The organism is Asticcacaulis tiandongensis, assembly GCF_006475605.1.
GTDB classification, from domain to species: domain Bacteria; phylum Pseudomonadota; class Alphaproteobacteria; order Caulobacterales; family Caulobacteraceae; genus Asticcacaulis; species Asticcacaulis tiandongensis.
Map to the genome: position 1 here is coordinate 1 of NZ_SSBC01000001.1, position 24,538 is coordinate 24,538.

At 55.4% G+C, this 24,538-nt stretch carries 23 protein-coding genes; 5 read left to right on the forward strand and 18 right to left on the reverse strand.

The window, feature by feature from the left end; genetic code table 11:
- Nucleotides 1-201: IS3 family transposase (locus tag E5201_RS03380; RefSeq protein ID WP_140984618.1), on the forward strand; the 201-nt coding region annotated here is incomplete at its 5' end.
- 1 nt (nucleotide 202) lies between these two features.
- Here E5201_RS03380 and E5201_RS14855 read toward each other — a convergent pair.
- Both E5201_RS14855 and E5201_RS03385 read right to left on the reverse strand, forming a co-directional pair.
- Nucleotides 203-352, reverse strand: a complete 150-nt coding sequence (locus E5201_RS14855; RefSeq protein WP_219993544.1) for a hypothetical protein — start codon at nucleotides 350-352, stop codon at nucleotides 203-205.
- 531 nt (nucleotides 353-883) lie between these two features.
- Nucleotides 884-1,507, reverse strand: coding sequence for a tyrosine-type recombinase/integrase (locus tag E5201_RS03385; RefSeq protein ID WP_140984619.1), 624 nt, complete (start codon nucleotides 1,505-1,507; stop codon nucleotides 884-886).
- Nucleotides 1,508-1,685: 178 nt separating this feature from the next.
- Here E5201_RS03385 and E5201_RS03390 point away from each other — a divergent pair, with 178 nt between their 5' ends.
- Together E5201_RS03390 and E5201_RS03395 are read left to right on the forward strand one after the other, a co-directional pair.
- Entirely contained in the window at nucleotides 1,686-1,952 is a 267-nt protein-coding gene (locus E5201_RS03390; protein ID WP_140984620.1) for a type II toxin-antitoxin system ParD family antitoxin, read from the forward strand.
- Complete coding sequence (locus E5201_RS03395) at nucleotides 1,949-2,248, forward strand: type II toxin-antitoxin system RelE/ParE family toxin (RefSeq protein WP_140984621.1); 300 nt, start codon at nucleotides 1,949-1,951, stop codon at nucleotides 2,246-2,248. Before E5201_RS03390 ends, E5201_RS03395 begins: the two co-directional genes overlap by 4 nt.
- Before the next feature lie 254 nt (nucleotides 2,249-2,502).
- On the opposite strand, the gene E5201_RS03400 is transcribed toward E5201_RS03395, so the two are convergent.
- The 15 genes from E5201_RS03400 to E5201_RS03470 all read right to left on the reverse strand — a co-directional run bounded on the left by E5201_RS03400 (nucleotide 2,503) and on the right by E5201_RS03470 (nucleotide 22,592).
- Nucleotides 2,503-4,404 carry an AAA family ATPase gene (locus E5201_RS03400; protein WP_140984622.1) on the reverse strand — a complete coding sequence of 634 codons (1,902 nt, stop codon included), beginning with the start codon at nucleotides 4,402-4,404 and terminating at the stop codon, nucleotides 2,503-2,505.
- On the reverse strand, nucleotides 4,401-4,904 hold the full coding sequence (locus E5201_RS03405; RefSeq protein WP_140984623.1) for an ABC-three component system middle component 2: 504 nt from the start codon (nucleotides 4,902-4,904) through the stop codon (nucleotides 4,401-4,403). Before E5201_RS03405 ends, E5201_RS03400 begins: the two co-directional genes overlap by 4 nt.
- Nucleotides 4,892-5,974 carry an ABC-three component system protein gene (locus E5201_RS03410; RefSeq protein WP_219993546.1) on the reverse strand — a complete coding sequence of 361 codons (1,083 nt, stop codon included), beginning with the start codon at nucleotides 5,972-5,974 and terminating at the stop codon, nucleotides 4,892-4,894. The genes E5201_RS03405 and E5201_RS03410 overlap by 13 nt, the downstream gene beginning before the upstream one ends.
- A gap of 1,017 nt (nucleotides 5,975-6,991) precedes the next feature.
- The gene (locus tag E5201_RS03415; protein ID WP_140984624.1) at nucleotides 6,992-8,137 is read right to left on the reverse strand and encodes an amidohydrolase family protein; all 1,146 of its coding nucleotides are present in this window, start codon (nucleotides 8,135-8,137) and stop codon (nucleotides 6,992-6,994) included.
- Entirely contained in the window at nucleotides 8,134-8,652 is a 519-nt protein-coding gene (locus E5201_RS03420) for a DOPA 4,5-dioxygenase family protein (RefSeq protein ID WP_181404527.1), read from the reverse strand. Before E5201_RS03420 ends, E5201_RS03415 begins: the two co-directional genes overlap by 4 nt.
- Nucleotides 8,653-8,657: 5 nt before the next feature.
- Nucleotides 8,658-9,149 (reverse strand): DOPA 4,5-dioxygenase family protein, encoded by a 492-nt coding sequence (locus E5201_RS03425; protein ID WP_140984626.1) that lies wholly within the window; start codon nucleotides 9,147-9,149, stop codon nucleotides 8,658-8,660.
- Between the two features lie 18 nt (nucleotides 9,150-9,167).
- A complete protein-coding gene (locus E5201_RS03430; RefSeq protein ID WP_140984627.1) occupies nucleotides 9,168-11,006 on the reverse strand; it encodes an ABC transporter ATP-binding protein in 1,839 nt (612 codons plus the stop codon).
- On the reverse strand, nucleotides 11,003-12,946 hold the full coding sequence (locus tag E5201_RS03435; protein ID WP_140984628.1) for an ABC transporter ATP-binding protein: 1,944 nt from the start codon (nucleotides 12,944-12,946) through the stop codon (nucleotides 11,003-11,005). Before E5201_RS03435 ends, E5201_RS03430 begins: the two co-directional genes overlap by 4 nt.
- Nucleotides 12,943-13,695 (reverse strand): dienelactone hydrolase family protein, encoded by a 753-nt coding sequence (locus tag E5201_RS03440; protein ID WP_140984629.1) that lies wholly within the window; start codon nucleotides 13,693-13,695, stop codon nucleotides 12,943-12,945. Before E5201_RS03440 ends, E5201_RS03435 begins: the two co-directional genes overlap by 4 nt.
- A 5-nt stretch (nucleotides 13,696-13,700) precedes the next feature.
- Complete coding sequence (locus E5201_RS03445) at nucleotides 13,701-14,738, reverse strand: amidohydrolase family protein (protein ID WP_181404528.1); 1,038 nt, start codon at nucleotides 14,736-14,738, stop codon at nucleotides 13,701-13,703.
- A 10-nt stretch (nucleotides 14,739-14,748) separates the two neighbouring features.
- A complete protein-coding gene (locus tag E5201_RS03450; RefSeq protein ID WP_140984631.1) occupies nucleotides 14,749-15,924 on the reverse strand; it encodes an ABC transporter substrate-binding protein in 1,176 nt (391 codons plus the stop codon).
- Nucleotides 15,921-17,045 carry an ABC transporter ATP-binding protein gene (locus tag E5201_RS03455; RefSeq protein ID WP_140984632.1) on the reverse strand — a complete coding sequence of 375 codons (1,125 nt, stop codon included), beginning with the start codon at nucleotides 17,043-17,045 and terminating at the stop codon, nucleotides 15,921-15,923. The genes E5201_RS03450 and E5201_RS03455 overlap by 4 nt, the downstream gene beginning before the upstream one ends.
- The gene (locus E5201_RS03460; RefSeq protein ID WP_140984633.1) at nucleotides 17,042-18,928 is read right to left on the reverse strand and encodes an ABC transporter permease; all 1,887 of its coding nucleotides are present in this window, start codon (nucleotides 18,926-18,928) and stop codon (nucleotides 17,042-17,044) included. The genes E5201_RS03455 and E5201_RS03460 overlap by 4 nt, the downstream gene beginning before the upstream one ends.
- Nucleotides 18,928-21,456, reverse strand: a complete 2,529-nt coding sequence (locus E5201_RS03465; RefSeq protein ID WP_181404529.1) for a TonB-dependent receptor plug domain-containing protein — start codon at nucleotides 21,454-21,456, stop codon at nucleotides 18,928-18,930. Before E5201_RS03465 ends, E5201_RS03460 begins: the two co-directional genes overlap by 1 nt.
- 713 nt (nucleotides 21,457-22,169) lie before the next feature.
- Nucleotides 22,170-22,592: a hypothetical protein gene (locus E5201_RS03470; protein ID WP_140984635.1), complete on the reverse strand. Its 423-nt coding sequence runs from the start codon at nucleotides 22,590-22,592 to the stop codon at nucleotides 22,170-22,172.
- Between the two features lie 239 nt (nucleotides 22,593-22,831).
- Between E5201_RS03470 and E5201_RS03475 the strand changes: the two genes are divergently transcribed.
- Both E5201_RS03475 and E5201_RS03480 read left to right on the forward strand, forming a co-directional pair.
- Nucleotides 22,832-23,104, forward strand: a complete 273-nt coding sequence (locus E5201_RS03475) for a hypothetical protein (protein WP_140984636.1) — start codon at nucleotides 22,832-22,834, stop codon at nucleotides 23,102-23,104.
- A 131-nt stretch (nucleotides 23,105-23,235) separates the two neighbouring features.
- Complete coding sequence (locus E5201_RS03480; protein WP_219993547.1) at nucleotides 23,236-23,721, forward strand: hypothetical protein; 486 nt, start codon at nucleotides 23,236-23,238, stop codon at nucleotides 23,719-23,721.
- A gap of 81 nt (nucleotides 23,722-23,802) precedes the next feature.
- On the opposite strand, the gene E5201_RS03485 is transcribed toward E5201_RS03480, so the two are convergent.
- Complete coding sequence (locus tag E5201_RS03485) at nucleotides 23,803-24,366, reverse strand: DUF4189 domain-containing protein (RefSeq protein ID WP_181404530.1); 564 nt, start codon at nucleotides 24,364-24,366, stop codon at nucleotides 23,803-23,805.
- Between the last annotated feature and the right edge of the window lie 172 nt (nucleotides 24,367-24,538).

Genomic DNA, 24,538 nt, shown 5'->3' on the forward strand with positions numbered 1-24,538 from the left:
ACAATCAACGGTCTTTACAAGGCCGAGGTCATCCATCGGCGAGGACCGTGGCGTAACTTTGAGGCCGTCGAGTTTGCAACACTGGAATGGGTAGATTGGTTCAACAACAGGCGTCTTCTTGAACCTATAGGAAACATTCCGCCTGCCGAGGCCGAAGAAAGATACTACGCAATGCTGGACATGCCAGAAATGGCTGCATAACTTAAACCAAACGGTCTCCGGCAAACCCGGTGCGGTTCACAGGTGTATCGCTGACATTTGGTGTAAGCAGTAATTTGTCTTCACCGCCCGTGTTGATAGCTATTGGCTTGATGGACAGCGGCATGACCATAGTAGGCTGGGCGCTGCTCATGCGTGCCTACGCGATGGCTCACGGGCAGGGCTTCAACCATACCGCAAGCTTAGTCGCCTGCTTCACAACTATGGGGCGGATTGGAAGCGGTATTAGCGGCTTCCTGCTTGCCAGCCTTGTGGCGCTACCTTCAATTCCGCTGACTATAGGGCTTGGGGCCATTATGTTGTTGGGTAGCCTTACGGGAGCAGCGCTTTTGATAGCTATTGGACGCTTAAGTCGAATTGCTAATACGCCGCCAGCCTCGAGAGAAGTTGATGCAATGTAGCGAGTAGTTAATTAACGAGAATGCGGTCGCACTCGATATCTTCCATGGCTTTCACATCGCGTGGGTGTCCGCCCAGAATGCCATCGGCTTACTTTGCTACTCCACATACCGCTGCGTGGCGACCGACGTTGCCCATTCCCTGATCCGCTTGGCAGAGAAAAATGGGCGTCCATGACCGGTTAAGGGCGCTCGGGCGTTCACTCGAAGGATGTCCGCTTCGGGCGCCCGGGAGCAATAGACAGCCGAGCGCCCTAAAAGAAGTTTCAGAGGTCAATCTGCTCGGCCATTTCCAAGGCGTCATCTACCTCGATGCCTAAATATCTTACAGTACTCTCTAACTTCGTATGTCCCAGCAGCAATTGAACGGCTCTTAAGTTACCGGTTTTCCGATACAATTGGGAAGCCTTTGTTCGTCGCATGGTGTGCGTGCCGTACATCGTTGTCTCCAGTCCGATGCTCTCAACCCAACTGTGAACAATCCGAGAGTATTGCCTCGTGGAAATATGAGGCCGCTGCTTAGACCGACCGGGGAACAGATGGCCGGAAATGCCCGCAGGTGATTGCGCGAGCAACCGCTCAATCGACAGCCGCGTGTGTTCGGTGATTTCGAATTTTACAGGCTTACCGGTTTTCTGCTGAATGACGGTAGCGCGATCGCGGACCTTCCCAGCTTGGCAGAGGTCATTCACACGCAGGCGCACCAGATCGCAGGCCCTTAGTTTGCTGTCTATGGCTAAGTTAAAGAGCGCGAGGTCTCTTGCAGATTTGGACAGTTCCAGCCTTACTCGAATTGACCAGACGTGTTTCGGCTGCAACGGCTTTTTCTGTCCCACCAGGAGGCCTTTATTCCATGGTGAAGTTTGGGGTAAGGGTAGATCTTCGGGCATGACGGATTCTCCGCCATCCCTCCCGCCGCAGCTCGCTCATGCGCGTTTCCAATATACCACGTCCGGTAGGAATGCTCGTCGCATATCTAAAGGAGAAGCGCTCACATTGTCAGGTAGCGAGCATTTGCCTTTTACAGGTGGTTGATGTACGATATATTAGTACAAATGGAGATCTGTCATGGCCACGTCCGTTTATCTTGGTGAGTATTTCGAGAGCTTTGCAGCCCAGATGGTGCAGAGCGGACGATACAACAACACCAGCGAACTGGTGCGTGAAGGGCTGCGTATTATCGAAGAGCGGGAGCGTCGCCTGGCGTCGCTGGACGCAGCGCTGGAGCGTAGCCGTTATGATGCGAAGGCAGGTCGGATCAAACCAGCAGAAGAAGTGTTTGATCGTTTAGAAGCGAAATACATGCGAATGGCTGACGAGCGTGGGGACTTGTGAGGGTCCTTTTTTCGGAAGAAGCCGAGCGTGGGCTGGAAGAAGTCGCTGATTATATCGCCAAAGATAATCCCCGTCGGGCCGTTAGCTTCGTAAGAGAGCTGCGTGATGCCGCCCTTGCGTTAGGTGATCATCCAAAGGCTTACCCGCTCATACCGCGCTATGAAGAGTACGGCCATCGCCGGAAACCCTATCGGGCCTACATCATCATTTACACGGTCATGGCCGATAGTGTGCTTGTTGATGCGATCTTACACGGTTCGCAGGACTATGAGATTATGCTGTTTGGTGACAGCTAACTAAGATTACATGCTCACGAAGCTGGTTGAGATATTCGAACTGCTGAGAATATGAATATGAAAGTCCGCTTGGGTGGGGCGCGATCCATTTTTTCGCGATGGGTGCGAAGATGGCTTGGACGGCGGATGGCCCTAAGCCGACATTATAGCTATCGCGCCGAGTGCAAAAAGCGGAAGTAGGTAAGCATTTGTATCTCGCGTTGATTGCTACCTGATGGCGTGGGCAACGCGACACTGAGTCAATTGTGGTGATATCAATAGGGGGGCGGGGCAATCTCAACGGCTGCTTTAATGGGTGCCTGATTTGATGACGGGAAATATCCCTGTCTACCTATATCGACTGAGCCGGTGAATTTGATAACATTGGCAACCAAGTCGAGGCCGACTGGAGGTCCGGTCCGCTCATTTTCAATGACTATAACCTGTCGATCGGACTCCTTGGTTGCGAGATAATTATAGAAGTTATCCAACAGGTCCGAGTCCGAAAGACTGTCGTCGGAACTGTCCGGTGCACTATATGATAGGAGCGGGGAGTCCATCACCACAAATCCTGGATGCGGAGTGTCGTTGGCCTTGCAATAATCCATCAGGCCGATGGAAAATGCGGCCTGTGTGATTGCGCGCAGTCCCTTCCCGTAAGAGGTTCTCGCGTTGCCATTGATCACCAAATCCCGTGATTTCAGGTCAAATGACACCCGGTCGATGTTCGGGAAATGCCAAGACTTCAACAAGTTCAGGACGACGGTTGAGAACCCGTCTACCAGAGAAACCGACAATTCGACGTCGTTAAAATTCGAAGAATTAGTCGTGTTACCGTCGCCTTCGAGCGACTGTCTGCGGCCCTCTAAATCTTGTAGTGCGCTATGCAGCGCGAGAGCACCTTTAACTTCGCCGCTCTTTTCAGCCAATTGCTTGTAAGTGGCGCGAATTTTTCTAAGGCTCGGTGACGCCACGGCATCAATACGGTTAGTAACATCCAGCAGGGAGGCCCGAAGTGTTGGAAGGCGCTTTTCAAAGCCATTTTTTTCCCGGCCTAGAGTGCGAATGGTCTCTTTCAGATCACCTTGTCGTTGGGTCAGCTTATCAGCTTCCGCCCGGGCAGCGGCGACGACGACTTCAACATTTGCGTCGCAGGTTTTGTCATGTTGATGATGCTCGGGCGCAGCGCCGCATACCGGGCAAGTCGAATCGGCCAGCGCTGTGAACAGAGTGCCAGCCTCTTCTATTCCCCTTAAACGAAGGATATCGGATTCATAGTGGAGATCGAGTGAGGAGAAGCGATCCAATAAGATCTCAATCTCCGAGTATCGCTCGTATCCTTCATCCAGACGTTTGGTTAAATCGCGCCGCTCTTCGAATACTTCTTTGAACGAAGCTTCAGACTTCGCGAGCTGCGCGGTTTGACTGTCCATAGAATTCGACAATTTTTCTAACTGCGCATCCAACTCCTCTTTGCCGGCGATGTCTTTGATCTGCCGTTGGTAGTCTGCGATGAGTTGATCCAACAGTTCGAGCTGCGCACTTTTCGATAATTCTTCAGGTGTACGAGGCGTCGTAGATACGAGTGCCGAGTCATCCACGCCGGTCAACAGCAGTTTGAACGTCGAGGTGTTTGAGGTGTCGGCGATCGGGTTGCCATCAGAAAGAGGCGAACGCTGCTGAATGATTTCCTGCTCGTCCACGATAACCAGTCGCGCCACGTTTCGAAAACTGAGATTGTTTGTCTCGTTTCGCTTATTTTTTTTGATTTTCCGATGCTGAAGGCCAACTTTCGACAGCAGGAAAGCGGACAGATTGTCCTCGCGAACAGCACTGTGAATTTCACCCAGCACAATCCCATCCCCTTCAGGGGGAGTTTCTGCATATAGTCCGTCAAATAGCGTGAACGCGCCGCCATCTACACTACGAAGTACCGTGTAGGATTCTCCCGCGCTGGTTTCAAACGCTAGAGCGGCTTGACTATACCCCAGCCGCTCCCGGATATCGCGCAACGGGCCCTTCCCACCGAGCATAAAATCAATTGCGTCGACTATGAACGATTTGCCGGTGTTGGACGCACCATAGATTACGTTCATACCCTTTTGAAATTCGATGGTCGCGGTTTGTTTTATTGGGCTGTAGAATGACAGGTATCTTAAGCAGAGCGTGTTTGTCATTGTGCTGTCCCAAGGCTGTGCTCCACACTTTGGAATTCGACAATCCAGTCCGCGAATAGCTTGCTCATCAGATCGTTAAAGGCATCGTCGTCGTAATCCGCAACAAAGCGAGCCAACCATTCGGCTCGAACTTTTATCGCTTGAAGGTATGGCGACTGAAGCGCGGCCATGAACATGGTTGCCGTTTCGCCCGCCGAATAATACAGACCATCCTTGGTCACGTGTCGCTCGATCAAATCTCTCGTCATCATGAGCATGAGTGCACCCTGAACGATTTTGTGACGGACTTCGGTCGCGGGCGTTGCCACTGGCGTTTCTGGATGAAGGTTAGGGGGGCCGCCGAGGACGTTGGTACGAATAAGCAAATAGTCCAAGGCAGTAAGACGTTGGAGGTCATACTTTTTGGGGAATGCAGCCTCAAGTATGGCCACGGCGCGAACTCCGGCCTCCAGGGCGCCATTAAACGTCTGAGGGGCCTCCGTTTCGGCTATTTCGTCCATTTGACCCGATCCTCATTTGCAAGTTGATGGCAAATGCCTCGCTTGTCCGCGGTCAGCGCGGTAGACCCTAGAGCGTGCCCTGTCAAAGGCAAGTTTTGGGCAGCCACGAGTGCTTGCTTGACGCATTCGAACCCGTCCGCATGATCGCTTTCGGCGACATCAATGATGGCGTCAAGAATTTCGCTCTGAAGACTTTCAAAAGTACCTGCTTCCACCTTGTCCCTGATAAATACGCGAAGCGATTCCGCGTGATAAAAGGCTTCGCGTTGACGCAACAAATGATCCTTAAGCGGCTTCCATTGGGTAAGCTCGCTGAGAGTGGGTGTTGGAACCTTTTTATGCTCCCCGTACGCGTCCAACAGCTTCGAAATATAGATGCTTTCGGTGACACTGATTTCTGCAGGCGCTCTAGGAGGCTTCGGCCTAGCCGGCAGCCCTCCGCCAAAGCGGCCGACAAAGAATGAAGTCGTTCTGTGCTGCTCGACGACTTCGCGTGGTGACAAGCTTTTAAAAATACTGAAGTCAAACTTTTCCACATACGCCAGGAACTTGCCCGTAAGTGGGACGGGCGCCTTGCCGATCTCCCCGATTATTTTGTTATCCCAGATCGCAAGGATCTCGGTCCGCAGTTGTGTCGAGTTATTCAATAAGAGATTGAGCTTTGTTCCGACGTCACGTGGTGCAACGAAGTAGTACGCGCGTGGTGCAGAGAAGGTATTGCTGAAAGAATACCATAGCACCTTGCCAATTTCCGGCCAAATATCGCTTGGCGCGATCGGATGATCATAGTGCTTACATTGGTACAAATCCCATACGCCTGCCAGCTTTTGGTCATCGCAAAATGCCGCGATGTCGATACCTTTATCTCCCGCACCTCCAAATTTTTGAACCTGTAGATATTTGCCCTTCAAGCATTCCGCGACCCACTCCAGAATAAAGGATTCCCACTGCTCATCATTATAAACTAAAAGGCGAGTCAACGGCTCTATGAGCGGACCGCTCACCACGCCGCTGGCAGTCAGGAGAGTATTGTCCGATGGCGGCGCCGGAATATCAGCTAAATCGGTCAAGAATCCCCCCTATGACATCTCGAATCGGTCGCGATCTCGACGACCGATTTAATAGACAAAGCTATCGGACTGCAACTGTGGGTTTTTGAGCGTCACCTGGTTGAACTCGGCGCAGCGTTAGAGCCAAGGGCACGGGGCAGTTCAGACGAAGGGCGATCTTATCGTCCCACTGCCGGACAAGATGGTACACATCAGGGCGGTCATCGCTTAAACGCTCAAGCTAGTTTGTGATTTTCGCAGACAAATCGGCGTGATATGTTTTGAGATATGATAACCGCATGGGTATCCGAAAAATCATGGAGGCTGGCACTCAATCGAGCGCGCAGCGAAGTGCGCCGTCTTGAGAGTAGTGAGTTTCTTGTCGGGGCCAAGACAATCTCAGACGCCCGGCGGAGAGCTGAAAGGATTCTCACTCAAGGGTTACCTGAATGGCAGCAAAAAGACGACCCTCGTCATTTGCCGCTTCCCTAGGTTCGCGTAGTTAACTTGCCCATACCTGCATGCTATGAGTCCGCTTACAGGGCAGTAGCTATAAGTTTGAAACGTCCGGTAACGGGGTATTTCGGCGTGGGGCGAATGACCGCATTGGGCGCCTTTTCGACTTCATAACGCAGATGATCGCACCGTGCCGCCTGTCAACGCTTCTGAAGTTACGATGGGTAGGCGATAGAGCGAATTCATTATGCTAAGAGTTCGGGCTCCTGGGTAATAGTCGTATTTCTATAATTCGTGTTTTCGGTCATGCGAGGTGAGCGATTGTGTGTATCTGGCCGTTTTTCGAAGATAATATGCGCGTCCCTCGCCAAGGTGAGGAGGCTAACACTCTCATCCCTATAAGCCTCGCCTTACTGTATCCGAAAGATGCGATGCTGGGCCACAAGCCTTGTTGAGCTCTTTCCATCACGACAGAAGTTTTGCGGCTAACGCAACGCGAAGTGCTCGCGCAGTTCTCTCACCTTTTGTGGGAAAGACCGGTTGCTGTTTCGAAAATCTCAGTGCCGGTCTTTCGCTAAATGTTTATACAGTTATGCCCTTGGTTTTCAGTAGGTTACGGCTGTTTTCAATATAGATCCGGCGGCGCTCGTCCTGTGTCAGGGCGATATCAAGGGTCGTGAGTGACGGCCCGATATCGCCTCTGTCGCCGCCTCCGACGCCATAATCCGTGCCGAACAGGATGCGGTCAGCCCCCAGCTTACGCACGGCTTGCGTCACCCATTCCCCATTGCGGCTGTAAGGCCCTGTATCGAGATATAAGCGTCTGAGACGTGCCAGAGGATCAGCAATCCCGTTATTACGACCGGCGGTGATCCATGTATCCAGAAGATGTGGCAGATAGCCCGCCAGCATGACGATCTCGATACTGACATCCGGATAGGGATCAAGGAAATCGGTCAGGCCCAGCGTGATGCCGCCTGCGGTCAAATGCGTGCCATTGATCAGACCCCAACGGGCAAAAGCCGTGTCTTCGGGGATGATAACCGCAGGCTGATCGGGGAGGCGGTCGCTGGCGGGGCCGCGATGGATCAGGAAGTGGCTGTTCAGTTTCTGGGCCTCGGCAAACAGGGGCGCAAGGGTTCGGGCGGATTTGAGGGTGATGAAGGCATTCAGTGGCAAGGAGCCACCAATGAAGCCAAGTTCCTTATGGGCGCGTTTCAGTTCTTCGCCGGCCCAAAGCGGATCGCCGGAAGGCAGGGCGGCAACCGCAAGGAAGCGTCCAGGATAACGCACCAGCACCTGCGCCAGTTCGTCATTATAGGCGCGGTAAAGTTTGCGTTGGTCCTCGATCGATAAGGTAGCATCGAAACCGAGTGGGATGGTCTGCGACAAAAGTTGCCGCTGAATACCGTTGTCATCAAGCTGCTTCAGACGGGCTTCGATGTTAGAACGTGCAACACCTGTAAAGGCCAGTCCTGCGCCAGAAGCGGTGGCCACATTGTCGATCTGGGCAACACCGTCAGTATTGCGCACGAGTCTGGGAGCGGTCGTTCGTGTGGCGAGAAAGTTTAGTTCAGCATCAGACAGATAATGGCTGTGCCAGTCCACCAGAACACGCGGTGTTTGTGCAAGTGCACTTCCCGTCAGAATGCCGACGCCTATAGCTGTGGCTGCGGCACCTGCCGTCTTGAGAAAATGCCGACGTGCGAGGTTAGGTAAATGGGTCATGCCTGTGTGCCTTCTGTGGGCTGGTTACGAATTTTATAGATGTCATCACCGGGACGAAAACGGATTTGCCCGGCAAGAGCTTCGTTGCGACCGGTTTCAAAGACACCTGAGATGGCGGGCTTGCCCTCGGCCTTGGCTTTCAGGGCCGCTTCGCGCATTCGTTCAACGCCCAGTTCGTATTTTTCCCCGATCCACAGAGCCAGATAGGTGTGGTCAACATAGTCATCACCGGTAATGGCATGCACCAGCACCACAAGACCTGCTCGGGCCTTGAGAATCCATTCGACATAGCGCTGGAAATCTTCTTTCAGGATGGCGAAGCGGAACATCGGCGTGGGGTGCAGGCCATTGGCCGCGTCCAGCCAGCGATAGTCCCAGATTTTGAAATTGTCCTGAAGCTCCTCATTGAGGCGCAGGGCGATATGATGGGTTTCCGGGGTGAAATAGATATGGCTGTGCCAGGCGACAATATCGCCAATATCTTCGGGGATTTCAGGCAGGCTTACAGAAGACATGATCATCAGTCCTTTGGCTGTGCAGGTTGAGCAAGGGTGTCATCGCCGGGGCGATAGCGAACCAGTCCGGCAAGATGGGTTTGAAACATCGGATTTGGCCGATCCGCATAAGGGTTGGGGGCATCGGCCGGACGTTTTTTGATGTTCAGGTGCAGTTTGTCGCCCAGCCAGATCGCCAGATAGGTATGGTCGGCATAGCCATCGCCGGTATTGGGGTGAACCAGCACATTCAGTCCCTGACGGTTTTTGAGAATCCATTCGACATAGCGCTGGAAATCCTCTTTCAGCAGGGCGAAGCGGAACATGGCCGAGGGGTGCAACTGATTGGGGGCATCGAGCCAGCGGTAATCCCAGATCTTAAAATTGTCCTGAAGGGATTCGTTCAGTTGCTCGGCTATCGTTCTCTGGGCTGCATTGAAATAGATATGGCTGTGATAACTGACCGGGGCGTTGATCCTTTCAGGAATTTCAGGTCTGGATAATGTCTGGATTGTCATGGCGTTGTCCTCTTGGTTTTAGGCCGTCAAATCATCAAATGAGGCGTAGTTTCGGGCGTAGAGATCCGCATAGAGGCCGCCCTGGCGGATCAGGGCATCGTGATCACCGTCTTCGATGATGCGTCCGTCTTTGAGTACCAGAATACGATCGGCATCGCGGACTGTGGCCAGACGGTGGGCGATGACCAGACTGGTGCGGCCTTTCAGGAGCACCTTGAGGGCTTCCTGAATGTCGAGTTCGGTGAAGCTGTCGATGCTGGCGGTGGCTTCATCGAGAATGAGGATTTTCGGATTGGCCACCAGAGCACGGGCAAAGCTCAGTAATTGTCTCTGGCCAAGAGACAGGTTTTGGCCCCGCTGCGCCAGTCGCGTGGCATAACCATTGGGCAGGCGGGTGATGAAATCATGGGCGCGCACCGCCTTGGCGGCGGCAAATATATCCTCATCCGTAGCGCCTGAGCGATAACGAATGTTCTCAAGAATGGTGCCGGTGAACAGGAACGGCTCTTGCAGAACCATAGACACGAAGTGACCGAGAGAAGGCAGTTCGACATCGCGTACATCGTGGCCGCCGACAAGAACCTGACCTTCCCAAACGTCGTAAAAGCGGTTGGTAAGTGCCGTTATGCTGGTCTTGCCGGAGCCGGTCGGTCCGACCAGAGCCAGCATCTGGCCCGGTTCGGCGCGGAAGCTGATATCTTTCAGGATCGGGTGATCCGGTTGATAACCGAAGGTTACCGACCGGAATTCGACGGATGGCGGCTCGTCGGACAGGCGCACGGCATCAGGCTTGTCACGAATATCCACCGGCACATCCAGAACCTCGAATATCCGGTGAGCGGCGGCCATAGCCCTTTGCATGACTGTGTACTGAATCGACAAGGTGCGGATCGGGTCGAAAAAGCGCTGCACGTAAAAAATAAAGGCAACCATGACGCCGACGCCGATCTGGCCACCCAATACGGCATATCCGCCAATGACGACGATCAGGGCCAGCGCCACACCAGTCAGGATTTCAACGGTGGGTACCATAAGCTGTGCGGCAAGGGCGGCTCTGGTCTGAGCGTTGAAGCTGTCGGTCACGCGCTCTGAGAAGTAGTCAAAATTGTGATCTTCGCGACGGGCACCCTGAACGGTGCGCACCCCGCCGATATTTTCCGCCAACACACCATTGACGATGGACGAGGTATCACGCGCCCGACGGAACAGCGGTTTGGCCCAAGGTAGCCACACGGCGCGGATACCGATCATAACCGGAAGCACACCCAGCGTCAGCAGACCCAGCCGCCAGTCAAGCCACAACAGGACACCGACAATACCGAACAGCAAAAACAGATCACCCAAAGCGGATACTGAGGTTTCCAGAAACTCCTGCAGGGCATTTACATCGCCCTGAAGGCGCGACATCAGGCGTCCGACCTGTGTTTTATCGAGTATGGTCAGAGAGACGTCCTGAAGGTGGCTGAACATGGCGCGTCTGAGGTCGAAAACGACCTTCTGCGCCAGTTGCGCTGCCGACCACTCCTGAAAGAAATTGCTGATGGTGTTCAGGACAATTAAACCGGCGAAGGCGGCAATCAGGACATCAAACGGAATATTATCTGTTGCGGTGCCTGCGGAATGATCAACTACAGCCTTAATCAGAAGGGGGATGGTAACCTGAGCGGCAACAAAAGCGGCCACCGCTGCCAGGGTAAAGAACAGTTCCTGACGATAGGGTTTGAGGTAAGTCCCGAACCTTTCGAGGACACGGGGATTGAAGCTTTCGAATATGGCTTCATCCTGAGACTGTGGCCTGCTGACCACAGGGGCAGGGCCGGATGCGGGGCCGGAACCGGAACCGGTAAAACCCGTCATATGGTGGTCTCCTGTGCGGGGTGAGTGGCGCGTTGCGCAAGTGCGATACGTATCTTTTCACGAACGGCCTCGCGACCGGCTTCGTCTTCGCTGCTTTGCAGTCGCCACAGGGCCGCATAAAGCCCGTCATTTTGCAGGAGCGCTTCATGTGTGCCGCGTTCACTGATACGGCCTCTATCCAGAACAATGATCTCATTAGCGTGGCGTAAGGCCCCCAGGCGATGGGCAATCAGGACGGTGGCCCGTTTGCGGCCGTTTTCGCTTAAGGCCTGACGCAATTTGTGCTCGGTGCCGGCATCAATAGCCGACGTGGCGTCATCAAACACCAGAACCGCTGGATCGGCAGTAACCGAACGAGCGATGGACAGGCGTTGTTTCTGGCCACCGGACAGATTAACCCCGCGCTCGCCAATCCATGTCTGATAGGCGTCCGGCAGACCGGACAAATGATCGTGAATATGGGCGGTTCGGGTGGCGGCAATGACCTCTGGATTGGAAGCATCCGGTCGGACATAAGCAACATTGTCGCGGGCCGTGGCATCAAACAGGAATACGTCCTGCGCCACCAGTCCCACATGACGCCGGAGCGAGGCGAGGTTCACCTGACGGATATCCTGCCCATCAAGTATTATGCGCCCCTCGGTTGGTTCATAAAAGCGCGGAATAAGGTGGGCCAGTGTCGATTTACCTGATCCGGGTGCACCGACCACAGCAAGAGTCTCACCGGGTCTGACTTCAAAATTTATGTTCTCAAGCGCCCTTGTGCCATCCGCATAGGTAAAGCCGACATTTTCAAACCGTAGCACGCCTTCGGTCAGTTTCAGAGGCAGGACATCAGGTTGATCCGCAATCGTCGGCTGACTGTCGATGACTTCAAATAACCTGCCTGCGGATGAACTGGCGCGGGCGGACATGTTAACGATCATAATTACCTGACGCACAGGAGTTTGCAGGATGGTCATAAAGGTCAGAATCTGGGTCAGGGTGCCTAAGGTCAGGGTGCCGGCCATAATGCGGTGGCCCCCGACCCATAAAACCAGCGTCATGGACGTGTAATAGGCCAGTCCCATAAGGCTCATGGAACCTGAGCGCACCGTGATCCGGCGTTTGGATAACCTGAGGGCGCGATTGGCTTCAGCATCGAAAAGGCCAAGCTCATGCGTTTTCGCGGCAAAAGCGCGCACAACCCGCATCCCCTGAAGGTTTTCCTCCATGACTCGGGTGAGGATGGCCAGTTGCTTTTGTACCTGTGACCAGATCAGGCGCATGAAAATGCCTGTGCGGGTTGCCCGCCACAGAACAACCGGCACAAAGCTCAGGGCCAGCACCGCCATCAACGGATCAGCGGCCAGCATCAGCCAAACCCCGATCCCCAAAAGCATCAGCAATGTCAGAAGCCTTTGTAGGCCGTTTTCGACAAAGCCGCGTATGCCCTCAAGATCAAGCATGCCACGCGTGATCAGATCACCGGAATGGTGGGTGTCGTGATAATCGAATCCCAACTTCTGCAATTTGTCGAAAAAGGCCAGCCGCAGATCACGACCGACCTGTTGGCCAACATATTCACCGAAATAACCTGAGGTCATTTGCAGAACGCCGCGCAGGATACCGGCACCAATAATCAGGACTGCTGTGACCAGAAGGGCCTGACGCACAGAGGTTTCGGCGGCACCGGTTTGTAACAGCTGGTGTGACTGATCCACCGCCGACCCCAGAAGGCCAGGTGTCACCAGTGTAAAAAAGGCGGCCCCAAGGCTCGACAGAGTCGCCAGTCCGGTACGCACCGGATACTTCATAATCAGGCCAAGGACGCGTTTCAGTACGACCGGCATGGAGGCCATGTCCAGCGCCCCCGCTGCCTTCAGTTCCTCCGGTGTCACTTTCAGGCTGAACGGATTTTTCCGTTGCGGAGGTTCGTAAACTTTGTGGAATTCACTCATGACGCCAGCAGGGTGCTTCCGAACAGGGTGGTCAGGGCGCCGAAATGTCGTTCATAGGCGGCGCGGTCAAAGGCGGCGGCATCTTCAATGGCAAAACCGTGACGGGCGTCATAGACATGGCTCTCAAAGTCCGCTCCGGCCTGTTGCAGCGCGTCTTCGAGGCGGGCGATAGATTCTGCGGGAATGGAGGCGTCATGATCGGCGTGGCCGAAATAAAGACGTGCCTTAAGGCGCGGAGCCAGCAGGTGTGGGCTGTCGGGTGCATCGGTTGCCAGACCACCACCATGGAATGAGGCTGCGGCGCGGACACGATCAGGATATTCCGCAGCCAGCCGCAGGGCGAAGGCACCGCTCATACAGTATCCAACCACCCCAATATTGTTGGCCTCGGCCTCGCGCCGAGACCTCAGGAAATCTGTCAGGGCCGCAAAATCACGGCTCAGAGTTTCGGGGGTCAGGGCGGCCCGCAGCGCTTGCCGCTGGGCGCGTACAGACTCGTCCTGTACCGGTAAGGCCGGATCAATCACAGGGGCAGGTCCTGCACGATAATAGACGTGCGGGACGAGAACATACAGGCCAAGGGCAGAAATCTTTTGCGCCAGACGGCTGTAAACCGGTCGCGATCCACGAATGTCAGTGAACAGAATGACAGCCGGAAACGGGCCGTTTCCTTCGGGGTGGAACGCTTCGGCGTCAATCTGGCCATCGGCGGAGGTAATGTTAAAACGGGTATCGGTGATCTGTGTCATGGTGCTTAGTCCAGTTGGATGCCATGTCGTGCGAGTAGGGCATGGCCGTTACTGTAAAATATCTTTTGGGCATCGGTTTCGCTCAGACCGGCGGCCTGAACATTGGCAATGACAGGGGCTATGTCCGGTGCCGGTGCATAATCGGAGCCGAACAGGATACGGTCTGCCCCCAGAACACGTACGGCGGCGGCAATAGCGGCAGGCCCTTGTCCGGCCGCTCCGGTATCAAGCCATAAACGCTCAAACCGGTCTTTGGGGACTGAACCATGACGTAAGGCCCACGCTTTGGCCGCTTCGGCGACAAGGGCAATAACCCCGGAACCGCCGAGCATGGCCACCTGAACCGTTACATCCGGATAGTCATCCAGAAAACCGGTATAGGCCAGTGTTATAACGCTTGAGGCAAATTGCCAGGCGGTATCAAGGGTGCCGCGCACCTGAGGATTATCCGCATGAAGCCAGACCGGTGGCTGACCGGATATCTGCGGATGCGCATAGCCGGTATGCAGATAGATATGGCTTTTGTGCTTCTGAGCTTCGGCGAACAGGGGCGCGAAATGACGTGCGGCCGCGAGTGAGGCAAAGCCGTTGACCGGTAGAACAGCGCCAATCAGCCCCAGTTCTTCATGACTGCGTTTAAGCTCAGTTACTGACCATGAAATATCAGAGGTCGAAAGCGCGGCGACAGCGCTCAGGTGACGCGGATGCTGACGCACCAATGCAGCCAGTTCATCATTATAATCGCGCCAGATTAAGCGAGTGTCATCCGCGCTCAGGGCCGGATCGACCCCCAGCGTCGTCGGCCATGACAAAAGCTGATGTTTTACATGGTTGGCGTCAAGGTGCGCCAGACGTGCTTCAATATCAAACCACTGGTTTCCCAGAACAAATGGCAGGGGCGTTTCACCGGCTGCCGGACGATGCAGTGCCTTCACTCCACTGGTATCAGTGGTGATGCGTGGCCCATAGGTACGGTCGCTCAGGTGCGCAACAGATGAGGGAGAAAACCAGTGGCTGTGCAGATCAATAATCGGTGTGGTCATGAGGTGAGGCTCAACGGATAGGGCGATCAGGAGCGCGGCGCAGATCACCGCCCTGCCAGACATCGACGGCAACAGGTACGACCTGACGCAGCAGGACTACGGTTTCGGTTGGCGGAGGGGGTTCGGCCAGCGCGCGTTGCGCGGGATCAGTGGGGTAGCCTGAGGGACTTGGGGCATTAGGCTGATTGCCCAGAGTGGCGGATTTTTCCGCCAGAGCCTTCTGGCCCTGAGGGGTTAGTAACCACGACACCAGAAGTTTGGCGGCGTGAGGATGTGCGGGTTCCTTGACTATGCCCTGCCCGAACGGGACAATCAGGGTAAAGTCAGGAATATAGGCAATACCGATAGGCGCACCGGCTTTCTGCTGACGCTCAAACGGCGGCAGATAGACCCATGGTGCAAGACTGGCGCGGCCCTGTGCAATGGTGATGACGCCGCCTTCCTGTGCGGGTCCTGACCGGCCGTTATCGCGCAGGCGCAGAAAGTCCTCCCATGTGATACGCCCGCGCGACAAAAGATTCACCAGAGCCACATCGGTAGTGCCCGCGCCGCCGCCGGGTGCGCCATATTCAAACCGGCCCTGCCATTCCGGAGACAGCAGTGCCTCTATGGATTGCGGCAGGTCTTCGGCCTTTACCTGTTTCGTGTTGTACCCAAGCCCATAGACCTTCGAGAAGCCAAAGATCACCTGATCATCGGCCCCGCGGTATTTTTCTGGCAACTGGCCCAGTGTCGGTGGCGTATAGGCCTGAAGATAGCCGCGTTCGGCAATGCTCAGGACAACATTTACCGGTTGTGAGATTACATCGGCATAGTGTGCACCGGTCGCCGTTTCGATATCCAGACGATCGGTCACCCCCGTAGGCGACAGATGCATATAGACGACTTCGATACCCGGGAAGGTTTTGGAAAACTCTGCCCATAGTGGCTGCCATTCAGCATCGACGGCGGCTTGATAGACGACGACCTGATGCTCTCCGTTTTTCAGGGCATCAGCATAAAGCTGGCGCAGGGCCGCTTGTTCTTCGGGCGTCCCGCTTAAGACCAGCTTTTCCGGCGCAATCCGGCCCGAAGTAACGCGGGTGCGGTTTTCCTGTGAGGTGCCAAACGTCAGTATCAGGGCCAGAACAACGCCTAAACCAATCAGTCCGGCCAGATAGGGCGGGCGTTTCAGTTTGCGGCTCATTGAGCCACCTCATCAGCCGCTACATAGGGCAGGACAATCAGATCCTGTGTGCTGAGTGCTACGGGCGAACCTATCAGGCGGGTATCCTGCGCACGGCCGGTGCCCCATTGTTCAAGCGGCAGGGTGACCGAAAGCGTATGCGACCCGACCCGTGCCTCTCCCTGATAGCGGTCGCCGATATAGCTGAGGCTTGACAGGGTTCCCACCAGTTCAGGTGTATGGCCGTTGATAGGCGAGGCGGTGACATGGCTGGCACGGGCGGCGACAATGGCGCGCGATCCGGCGTTTATTTTATCAGTCAGTCGCCCTTCAAGCGGCAGGCTGATGCCCTGAACGCGGACAAGCGCATCTGTCTGATTTACGGTTTCGATCTCACCTGCGAGGAAATTGTCATAACCCACAAATTCCGCGGCAAATCGCGTGCGCGGAGACAGGAAAATCTCGCTGGGGGTGCCGACCTGCTCAAGTCGGCCGTGGTTCATCACCGCAATTCGATCGGCCAGAGCCAGAGCTTCGCCATGATCATGGGTCACATAGACGGCGGTGTATCCGATCTCAGTATGGACGCGGCGCAAATCCTGACGCAGGCGCAGACGTAATTGTGTGTCGAGATTTGATAAGGGTTCATCGAATAACAACAGCCTCGGACGGGCAACAATGGCCCGGGCCAGAGCCACACGCTGTTGCTGGCCACCGGACAGTTCCGACGGATAGCGATCGCCATAGCCTTCCAACCCGACCAGTTCCAGCGCCGCCCCAATCGCCTTGCTGGCTTCGTCACGACTGTAGCTGCGGACCCTCAAGGGATAGCCGACATTCTGACGCACGCTCATGTGCGGCCACAGGGCATAGGACTGGAACACCATGCCGACATTACGGTTTTCGGGCGCGACATAGCGGCCTTTGTCGGCATCGGCGACGATGTCACCGCCTATGCTGATGTGACCGCCGTCAGGTTCTTCAAGGCCGGCCACGCAACGCAAGGTCGTGGTCTTGCCGCAACCCGAAGGCCCCAGAAGAACAAAAAATTCACCGTCGGCAATATCCAGATCAAGATCGTGGACGGCGCGAACAGACTGGCCGAAACGCTTACGTACGTTACGCAGAATAACTTCACTCACAGGGTCGTCTCCTCAGAAGCGGTCTGGCGATTAGCCCGTTTCTGAAACAAGGCTTGGTTAAGGTTACGCCATTGGCGATGCAGGCCGGCTCCTCCGTTACGAAGGACGCGGCGCAGGGTGAGAATGATCAGCCAGAGTGCGATAGTGAACAGCTTAAGCAGGATCAGAAGCGCTGCCGCCTGACCGTAATCGCCGGAGGTTTGAAGATTGTAGCTGATGACCGCCAGCGTATTCACACCCGGGGATTTCAGCAATAATGGCACTTCCAGATTACCGGCCACCATCATGGCGGACATGAACCATCCGGTCAGAAAACTGGGCAGGGCCAATACCAGCACGATCTCGAAGAAGGTTTGCAGGCGATTGGCCCCGCTTATGCGGGCCGCTTCGGACAGGGCCGGTGATATTTGCGATGATGCTGAAGCGGCAATCTGCGTCGCCAGAGGGCTGGCCACTACGATCAGGGCCAGAATAACCAGCCATATCGAACCATAGAACTGGCCGAAACCGGGCAGGCTCAACCAGGCCCAGGAAATGGCCAGAGCTGACACAACCCCCGGCATTGCGAACGGAATAAGGGTCGCAAAGCGTACTGCCGCATAGCCTTTGCGTCCCAGCGTGCGGCCGATTTCGGTAATGGCGAAGGCCACGGTCATGGTGACCCCGCCGACGATCACACCGAGAACCAGACTGACCTGAAGTGCCTGGGCTACGCGCGGGAACTGAAGTACCTCTATGTAGCGGTCAAGCGAGAAACCAATGTAAACGCCGGGATAGGGCTGAACCGAAGACAGGATCAGTGCGCCGACGGGCAGGACAAAGGCGATCAGCAGATAGGTCAGCACCAGCCCGCCAATAATGGGGCCTGCATGGCGCATGCGGAAGGGGCGTCTCTGTCCGCCCTTGCCGCCGAGGGATTCGAAGCTGCGCCGCCCCAGCACTTTCAGTTGGCCCAGATAAAGAAGCGCAATAAAAGCAACAAAGGCCGTCGAAAGCACGCTGGCTTCGGCATATTTCGCCCCGCCTGTCCCAAGGCCACCGGCCATGTTCATCAGAAGGGTCGAAATGACGACGATGCGTTCGCTGGCCCCCAATATCAGTATGGGGTCAAACACCTGAAGACCAGCGACAATTCCCAAAAGCACCACACTGGTAACCGCAGGCGACAGGCTGGGCAGATTGATATGAAAGAAGGTTTTCACCGGCCCGGCACCGACAATATAGGCGGCCTCGTCATGAGTGGCGTCAAGCGCCTTGAACGCGCCGACAAGGAACAGATAGGTCAAAGCGACCTTTTTCAGGATCAGCACCGTATAGATACCACCCCACCCATTGACATTCAGCCAGGGCGTTTCGGCACCGCTCACATGGCGTATCAGGTCGTTCAGCACGCCCGTATACGGATTGGCCAGCATGGTGAAACCGACGGCGTAGAACAGGCCGGGGGTCACAAAGACCATCAGCATGGCGGGCATGATCAGTTTGCGGAACGGCGTATCTGTGCGTTCGGACAGAAAGGCCAGCGCCGCCGCGATCAGGGTCGCGGCCGTGGTGCTGATGACGGCGATCTTCACCGAGTTGACGATCGCTGTTACGGTTCCGGCACTAAGGAACGTCGTGCGCCAGGCCTCAAGTGTCCAGTGACCGGGCAGGAAGGGGGAGGCACTGCGGAAACCACCGATCACCAGCATAACCAGTGGCCAGACAAACAACAGGGCGACCAGAACGACGAACGGCGATAACGCGATTGCCCGCCGGACACTGCGCGGGTGAGGTTTCCAGCGGGCGGTTTGTGTCTGCCCGGAAGACCCGCCGGATCGGGCGGCCGTTGCCGGCGCGCCCTTTCTGATATCGGTTACTGGCGTAGAGGCGGTCTGTGACATCAGAATCTATGTCCCAGACGTACGTAGTAATAGGCGCCGTTCGCCCCTTCGGGATGGATGAAGGAGTAACGGTTAATGCCGTTCACCTGATTGGCCACGATGAACTGTGCCGGATAGCTATCGAAGATATTGTTCCCGCCAACGCTCAGACGGGTGCCACCCTCGAAGTTATAGCTGACTTCAAGATTGGTGTAGCCCTTGGCGTCATAAACCTCGTCATTGGCCGCATTGGTCGGATGCACATAGGTATATTTGCCGTAGAACAACTGGTTGAGATTGACATCCCAGTTGCCTGAACGCCAGTCAGCGCCAACAACGACCTTGTATTCAGGGGTTCCAAGCTCCGCATTCAGAACGATGTGGCGCTGGAACAACTGGACACTCGTGGCCGTGTTTTCTCTTACGCGTGTAATTTTGGTGTCGAAGCGGCTGTAACCCAGAGACAGGTCGAGTGACCCCTTTGAACCGAAATCAAGTCCGTAACGACCGAGCACATCCACACCACGGGTGCGGCTGTCGAGGCCGTTCACAAGGAAGGTAATGCTCTTGTAATCCGCGATGCCAGCGGCGGCCGTCGCGGCCTCCACAACCGGCCCGGTCAGGGCCTGAGTGGCAACGATGCGGTCGTCCACTTCGATCTGATAGGCGTCAATCGTCAGGGACGCATTCGGAGCAGGACGCCAGACAAAACCGGCGGACAGGTTCTTTGAGGTTTCCGGATCAAGTGCACCACCCCCCAGAGCCTTGGCAACGGGATCATCGGGGCGCACCTGACGCGAACGGTTCGGGGCCGGAGCCTGACCTACTTCATAGGCGTGACCCCATGTGCCGGTATAACCACTGTTCTGATAGGCCAGTTGCCCAACGCTTGGGGCATGGTAACCGGTTGAATAGGTACCGCGCAAGGCAAAGGCAGGTGTGAAATCATAACGTGCCGAGGCCTTGCCCGTCGTTGTCCATCCGAAATCGGAATAGTTTTCCGTACGGACGGTGGCACCAATCTGGAACTTGTCACTTAGCCAGAAGTCAGCGCCAGCATAGAGACTGTAAACGTCGCGGTCGCCTTTGGTGACATCCCAAGGCGCAATCCCCTGTTCAGTGCCGCCCCAGCCTGCCGGATTGCCCGCATTCGGGCCGTCAAGAATGGCTACGCCGCCGTGGTTCCACGATTGCTCCCCGCCAATTTTCGACACCCACCATTTCTCATAACGGTAGGCGGCACCGGCCTGAAACGCCAGAGGTTTGGCCAGCCATGACACGTCGAAATCACGATCATAGTCAGCGGTCAGATTAATCTGCTCGGCGCGGATCTGGCCCGAATAAAGGTCCGTCCTGCTGTTAAGGCCATAGCTTGGGGCGACCAGATTGAAATTGTGCGTGTCACGCTGGTTACGACCATAGCCGATGGCAAAGTCGAACTGGCCGACAGCGGAGTCATACTTTATGCCCCCCAGTGCCGAATGGTTCTTATCATAGTATTCGCCGCGAACCTGAAAGCCGTCAGGGAAAATAGCGCGGATGTTGGAATCCGATGCGGGCACCTGAGGGTTGACCCATGCGGTCGTATCGGTGCTGGCATAGTTCAGCCAGCCATAGGCCTTTACACTATCGGTCAGATTATAACCTGCGTTCAACAGGACTGAATAATGATCTATGGCCCCATTGCCCCACTGACCGACTCTATCGCGGCCAAATGGCTCACGCGGGTCTGCCGTACCCGCGTTGCTGGTTGCGGGCAACGGGCTGCCGTCACTGGCGATACGGAAATAGCGGCGGCGGATATCCGGACCTGAACGGTCGGTGGCATCACGGCTTGACCAGTCAAGGCTGACATTCAGGAAGCCATCATTGCCGAGTTTGGTGCCCCACCAGCCGCTGACGGCGCGGGTGGCGCCATCGCCTTCCTTATATTCCCCAAGCGTGGTGGTAATCGCACCGCCTTCGGAATCTTCACGCAAGGCAATGTTCAGAACGCCGGCGATCGCATCAGAGCCGTATTGTGCCGAAGCGCCGTCAAGCAGGACTTCAACCTTGGAAATGGCCGCAACGGGAATGGTATTCACATCGGCATAACCGGCACCGCCAAACGGGAAGGTGCCACCGGTGGCGACAGAGCCATGACGACGCTTGCCGTTTACCAGCACCAGCGTCAGGTCAGGGTTCTGGCCGCGCAGTGAGGCCGAACGTGTGGAGCCGCCGCCGACACGGGCGGCCTGCCCCTGAGGGAAGTTGAATGAAGGTGACAGGCGGTGCAGGCTTTGCTGAAGTACAACGCCGCCGCCGGTTTCAATTTCTTTGCGAGACAGGAGGTCAACCAGACTGGCGCTGTCGAGTACCTGCGTACTGCGGCGGTTGCCTACGACAACCACTTCCTCGGTCGCCGCGTCGGCGGAGTCCGCATCGGCTTCTGCGGAGATTGCTGTCGGAGCGGCGCCCAGTGACATGGCGACCGACAGGACAAGACTGGCTACGCCCAGATTCAAACGGGTACGGTAACGGTTATTGGCGGTGGATACAGATGCGGTCATGCGCCCCTCATTTTTGAAATAATTATGGTGCCGCACACCCATATTGATTGTCGCAATTAATTACAATAAAATGAATAGGAATTTAGCGATGATAAAAACTTAACTCGGAATGAAGAAATTCTAATTTAACAACAACTAATTGTAATGGTTATATTATATTGGCATGTTGGGTAGGGTGTCTGCTGAGTTAAAAATAAAATAGATTATATTTTATTTGGCACAACGCTAGACAGTGCGCAAAATCTGCCCCTGAACCTTCAAGCATCGGCGCCCTGCAAAGGTTGACGCTTGGATCGGCAATTGATCACCCCGCTAAGGGTTGATGGCGCATCACAATATGGTGGACCAGCGGTATCGCGTACCGTTCTTAGGATTGAAAGCTTCAAACCGGCACCAAGCCGGCTCCATTTCCGCAACGGGCGCTTCAATGACATTATACGCCATTATACAAAGCACTTAAGTGATGTTCGATAACGGCGGTTGTGTGCCCCCGCAACCAACAAACACAGAAAATACAATGTACTAGAAGCCCGCAAAAGCGGGCTTTTCTGCGTTTGAGGGCCGTGGCTTACGTCTAATATAAAATTTGTCGATAGAATGACTGCCCGACAGACGGGTGCCGCATGGCTATCCACTTCGATCACAACATCAAAACTATAGGGCGGGGGCAGCTTTGGAGCCGCCATTATCAGGTGCTCTATGCGATCCTGAACCTAATGCTGATGCGAAAGCGTGACACAGACGCTGTGTTCGGCTTGTACCCAGCAATCGGACTGGTCTTTACTGCGAACATATTGCCCCAGAGGAACCAGACGCGCGCCATTGTCGTAGAACAGGACTACACGCGTCTGATCTACCTTGTCGGCGTAATAGGCCTTGCCCGATACATCGATGGCAAAGCTGCCATCCTTATTACGTGGAAAGAAAATGCAGCTTTGACGTTCGGCATCCGCCTCGCCGATGCTACATGAGGCTTCGCGTCCGGCCGTGATTGTCCCGCCGTTAAAGTCACGTACCTCGCCTTCAGCGGGTTGACCCGCCGCAAGAGGCTCGCCATGAACATCCTTGACCTGTGCCATAGTTGGCACGGCGACAGCCGAGACCAGAAGCGCCAGTGATATCGCGATATGCTGCATGGAAACCTTCTGTTCGGCGCACGGCCTGTGACTAAGACTATCAAACCATTGACAATAAATCCGCAGATTGGAACTCTGTCAACGAACATGATTTCACGGAATGGCTATGAGTAAATGCGAGATCCATAGCCTGTGTGCCATGAAGCGGAGAAACGCATGATAAGGTATCTGGCATCAGGCGCGGCAGCAGGTCTGATACTGCTTTGCGTGTTTCTCTATCTCACTCCGGACCTGCGCGGATGACGCCCGCGAACTTTAGTGACACCGCGACTGTTGTTGAGCCGACACAGACAGGGAAGGGAGCGTTCGCTATCGGCGAATGTGTCCCCGGCACGATTGATCCGTGGGAGGTCCCTGCCGCCAGTGACGGTCAGTCATTCGATTCACAGACCATGCTGACCTGCCGCAGCCGCCGCAGTGCGCTGGGGGGCATTGGCATTTACCTTCTTGTTGTGCTCGCTGGTCTGGCTCTGCTGCGATATCGGTCTCTAAACGGAAAGGCAGCCATATGATAGGTAGGGCGGTATAATGCTACGTGACCATGTTGATACTGGACCGGTCTGAACGGGCGGGATAGACTGAAACCGGCCATCCTGTTTTTGAATATTGCCCGAAGCGGGGCATTACCCATGATGAGGACGCGATGAGAATACTAAATTACAGCCTTATGACCGCCATGACCGCCATGATCGCGGGGCTTTCGCTCGCTATTCCGGCGTCTGCGCAGCAGGGGTTGTCCTGGCAGTTGCGTGAGGGCGAGGGTAAGATATTCCTTGCGTACGAGATTTCGGACACCAGCACCCAGAACCTGCTGCTGGTCTGCGATAACCAAAGCCGTCATTTCTCTGTGCGTTATCATGATGATCGGGATCGGGTTCGTGATGGCACGCAAGCCAACATCATTTTTGCTTCTGAAGGCGGGCAGGCAACGCTGTCGGCAAAGGCGGAGCGGCAGGAACTTGGCGACCAGATCGTCCTTGAAGGTGAAGCACCGCTTGATGCAAACCTGATTTCCGTGCTCAGCGGACAGACACTGCGCGTAACGCTCGCGGACGCGACCCAATCCATTCCGCTGGAAGGTGCCCGCGCGGGAGTCGCCGCTCTTGTCTCCGGTTGCGGGAAAAACTGACAGACCGCATGTCTGCGTCTGTGCAGCCAGTGATCTCAGTAACCGCATTATATCAGGCCGATCCGCGCATAACGGAAGGTTTCAGAACTGGAAATAATAGGGGGTGCTGTCCACCGTTTCCACTATGCGGCAGTTACCAGACGTCTGTTTGCAGGCATTGACCGCCAGCTTACGCGCCTGGTTGAGCTTACCGGCGAAACCGGCATAAAAGCGCCCGTCGCCGCCGCGCGCAATCGCAAAATGACCGTTGCCGCCCCATAAACTGATGGTGCAATTCCGGCCGCCCCTGAACTCACATTCGCGAATGGCATAGCGTTCTGCCGCTTCACGGGAACTGGCGCGCTGGCTGCCGTAGGCATAGTCATATCGCCCGTCGTCCGTACGCCAGAAAGCGATTGCGGCGAAAGATTGCGCCATATAGCCGGGACCGCGTGCAGGCGGCGTCTCCAGAACCTGCCCGGGAGCGGAATAATCGGGGCCGAACATAATCTCGGGGGGCGGAGATACACAGGGCAGCCCACCCGCGCATGGCAAGCTGTAAATCGGCACAGAATTATCCTGAGCCATGGCGGGCGCGGATAGCATGACGGTGGCCATCGCCACGACAGGGACCGTAGCTGCTAACACTTCATTGATACTACGCATCATTTTGTTCCTGTTTGCCGTTTATTCTGCACAAATTCAACAAGTTAGGCTCAGGACCCATTGATTTTGTTGTAGTGATCTGATTCATGCTCCTGAGGAGTGTGGATTATGAGTGACCTTTATTGGCTGACGGACGAGCAGATGGCCCGGCTTCAGCCTTATTTTCCCAAGA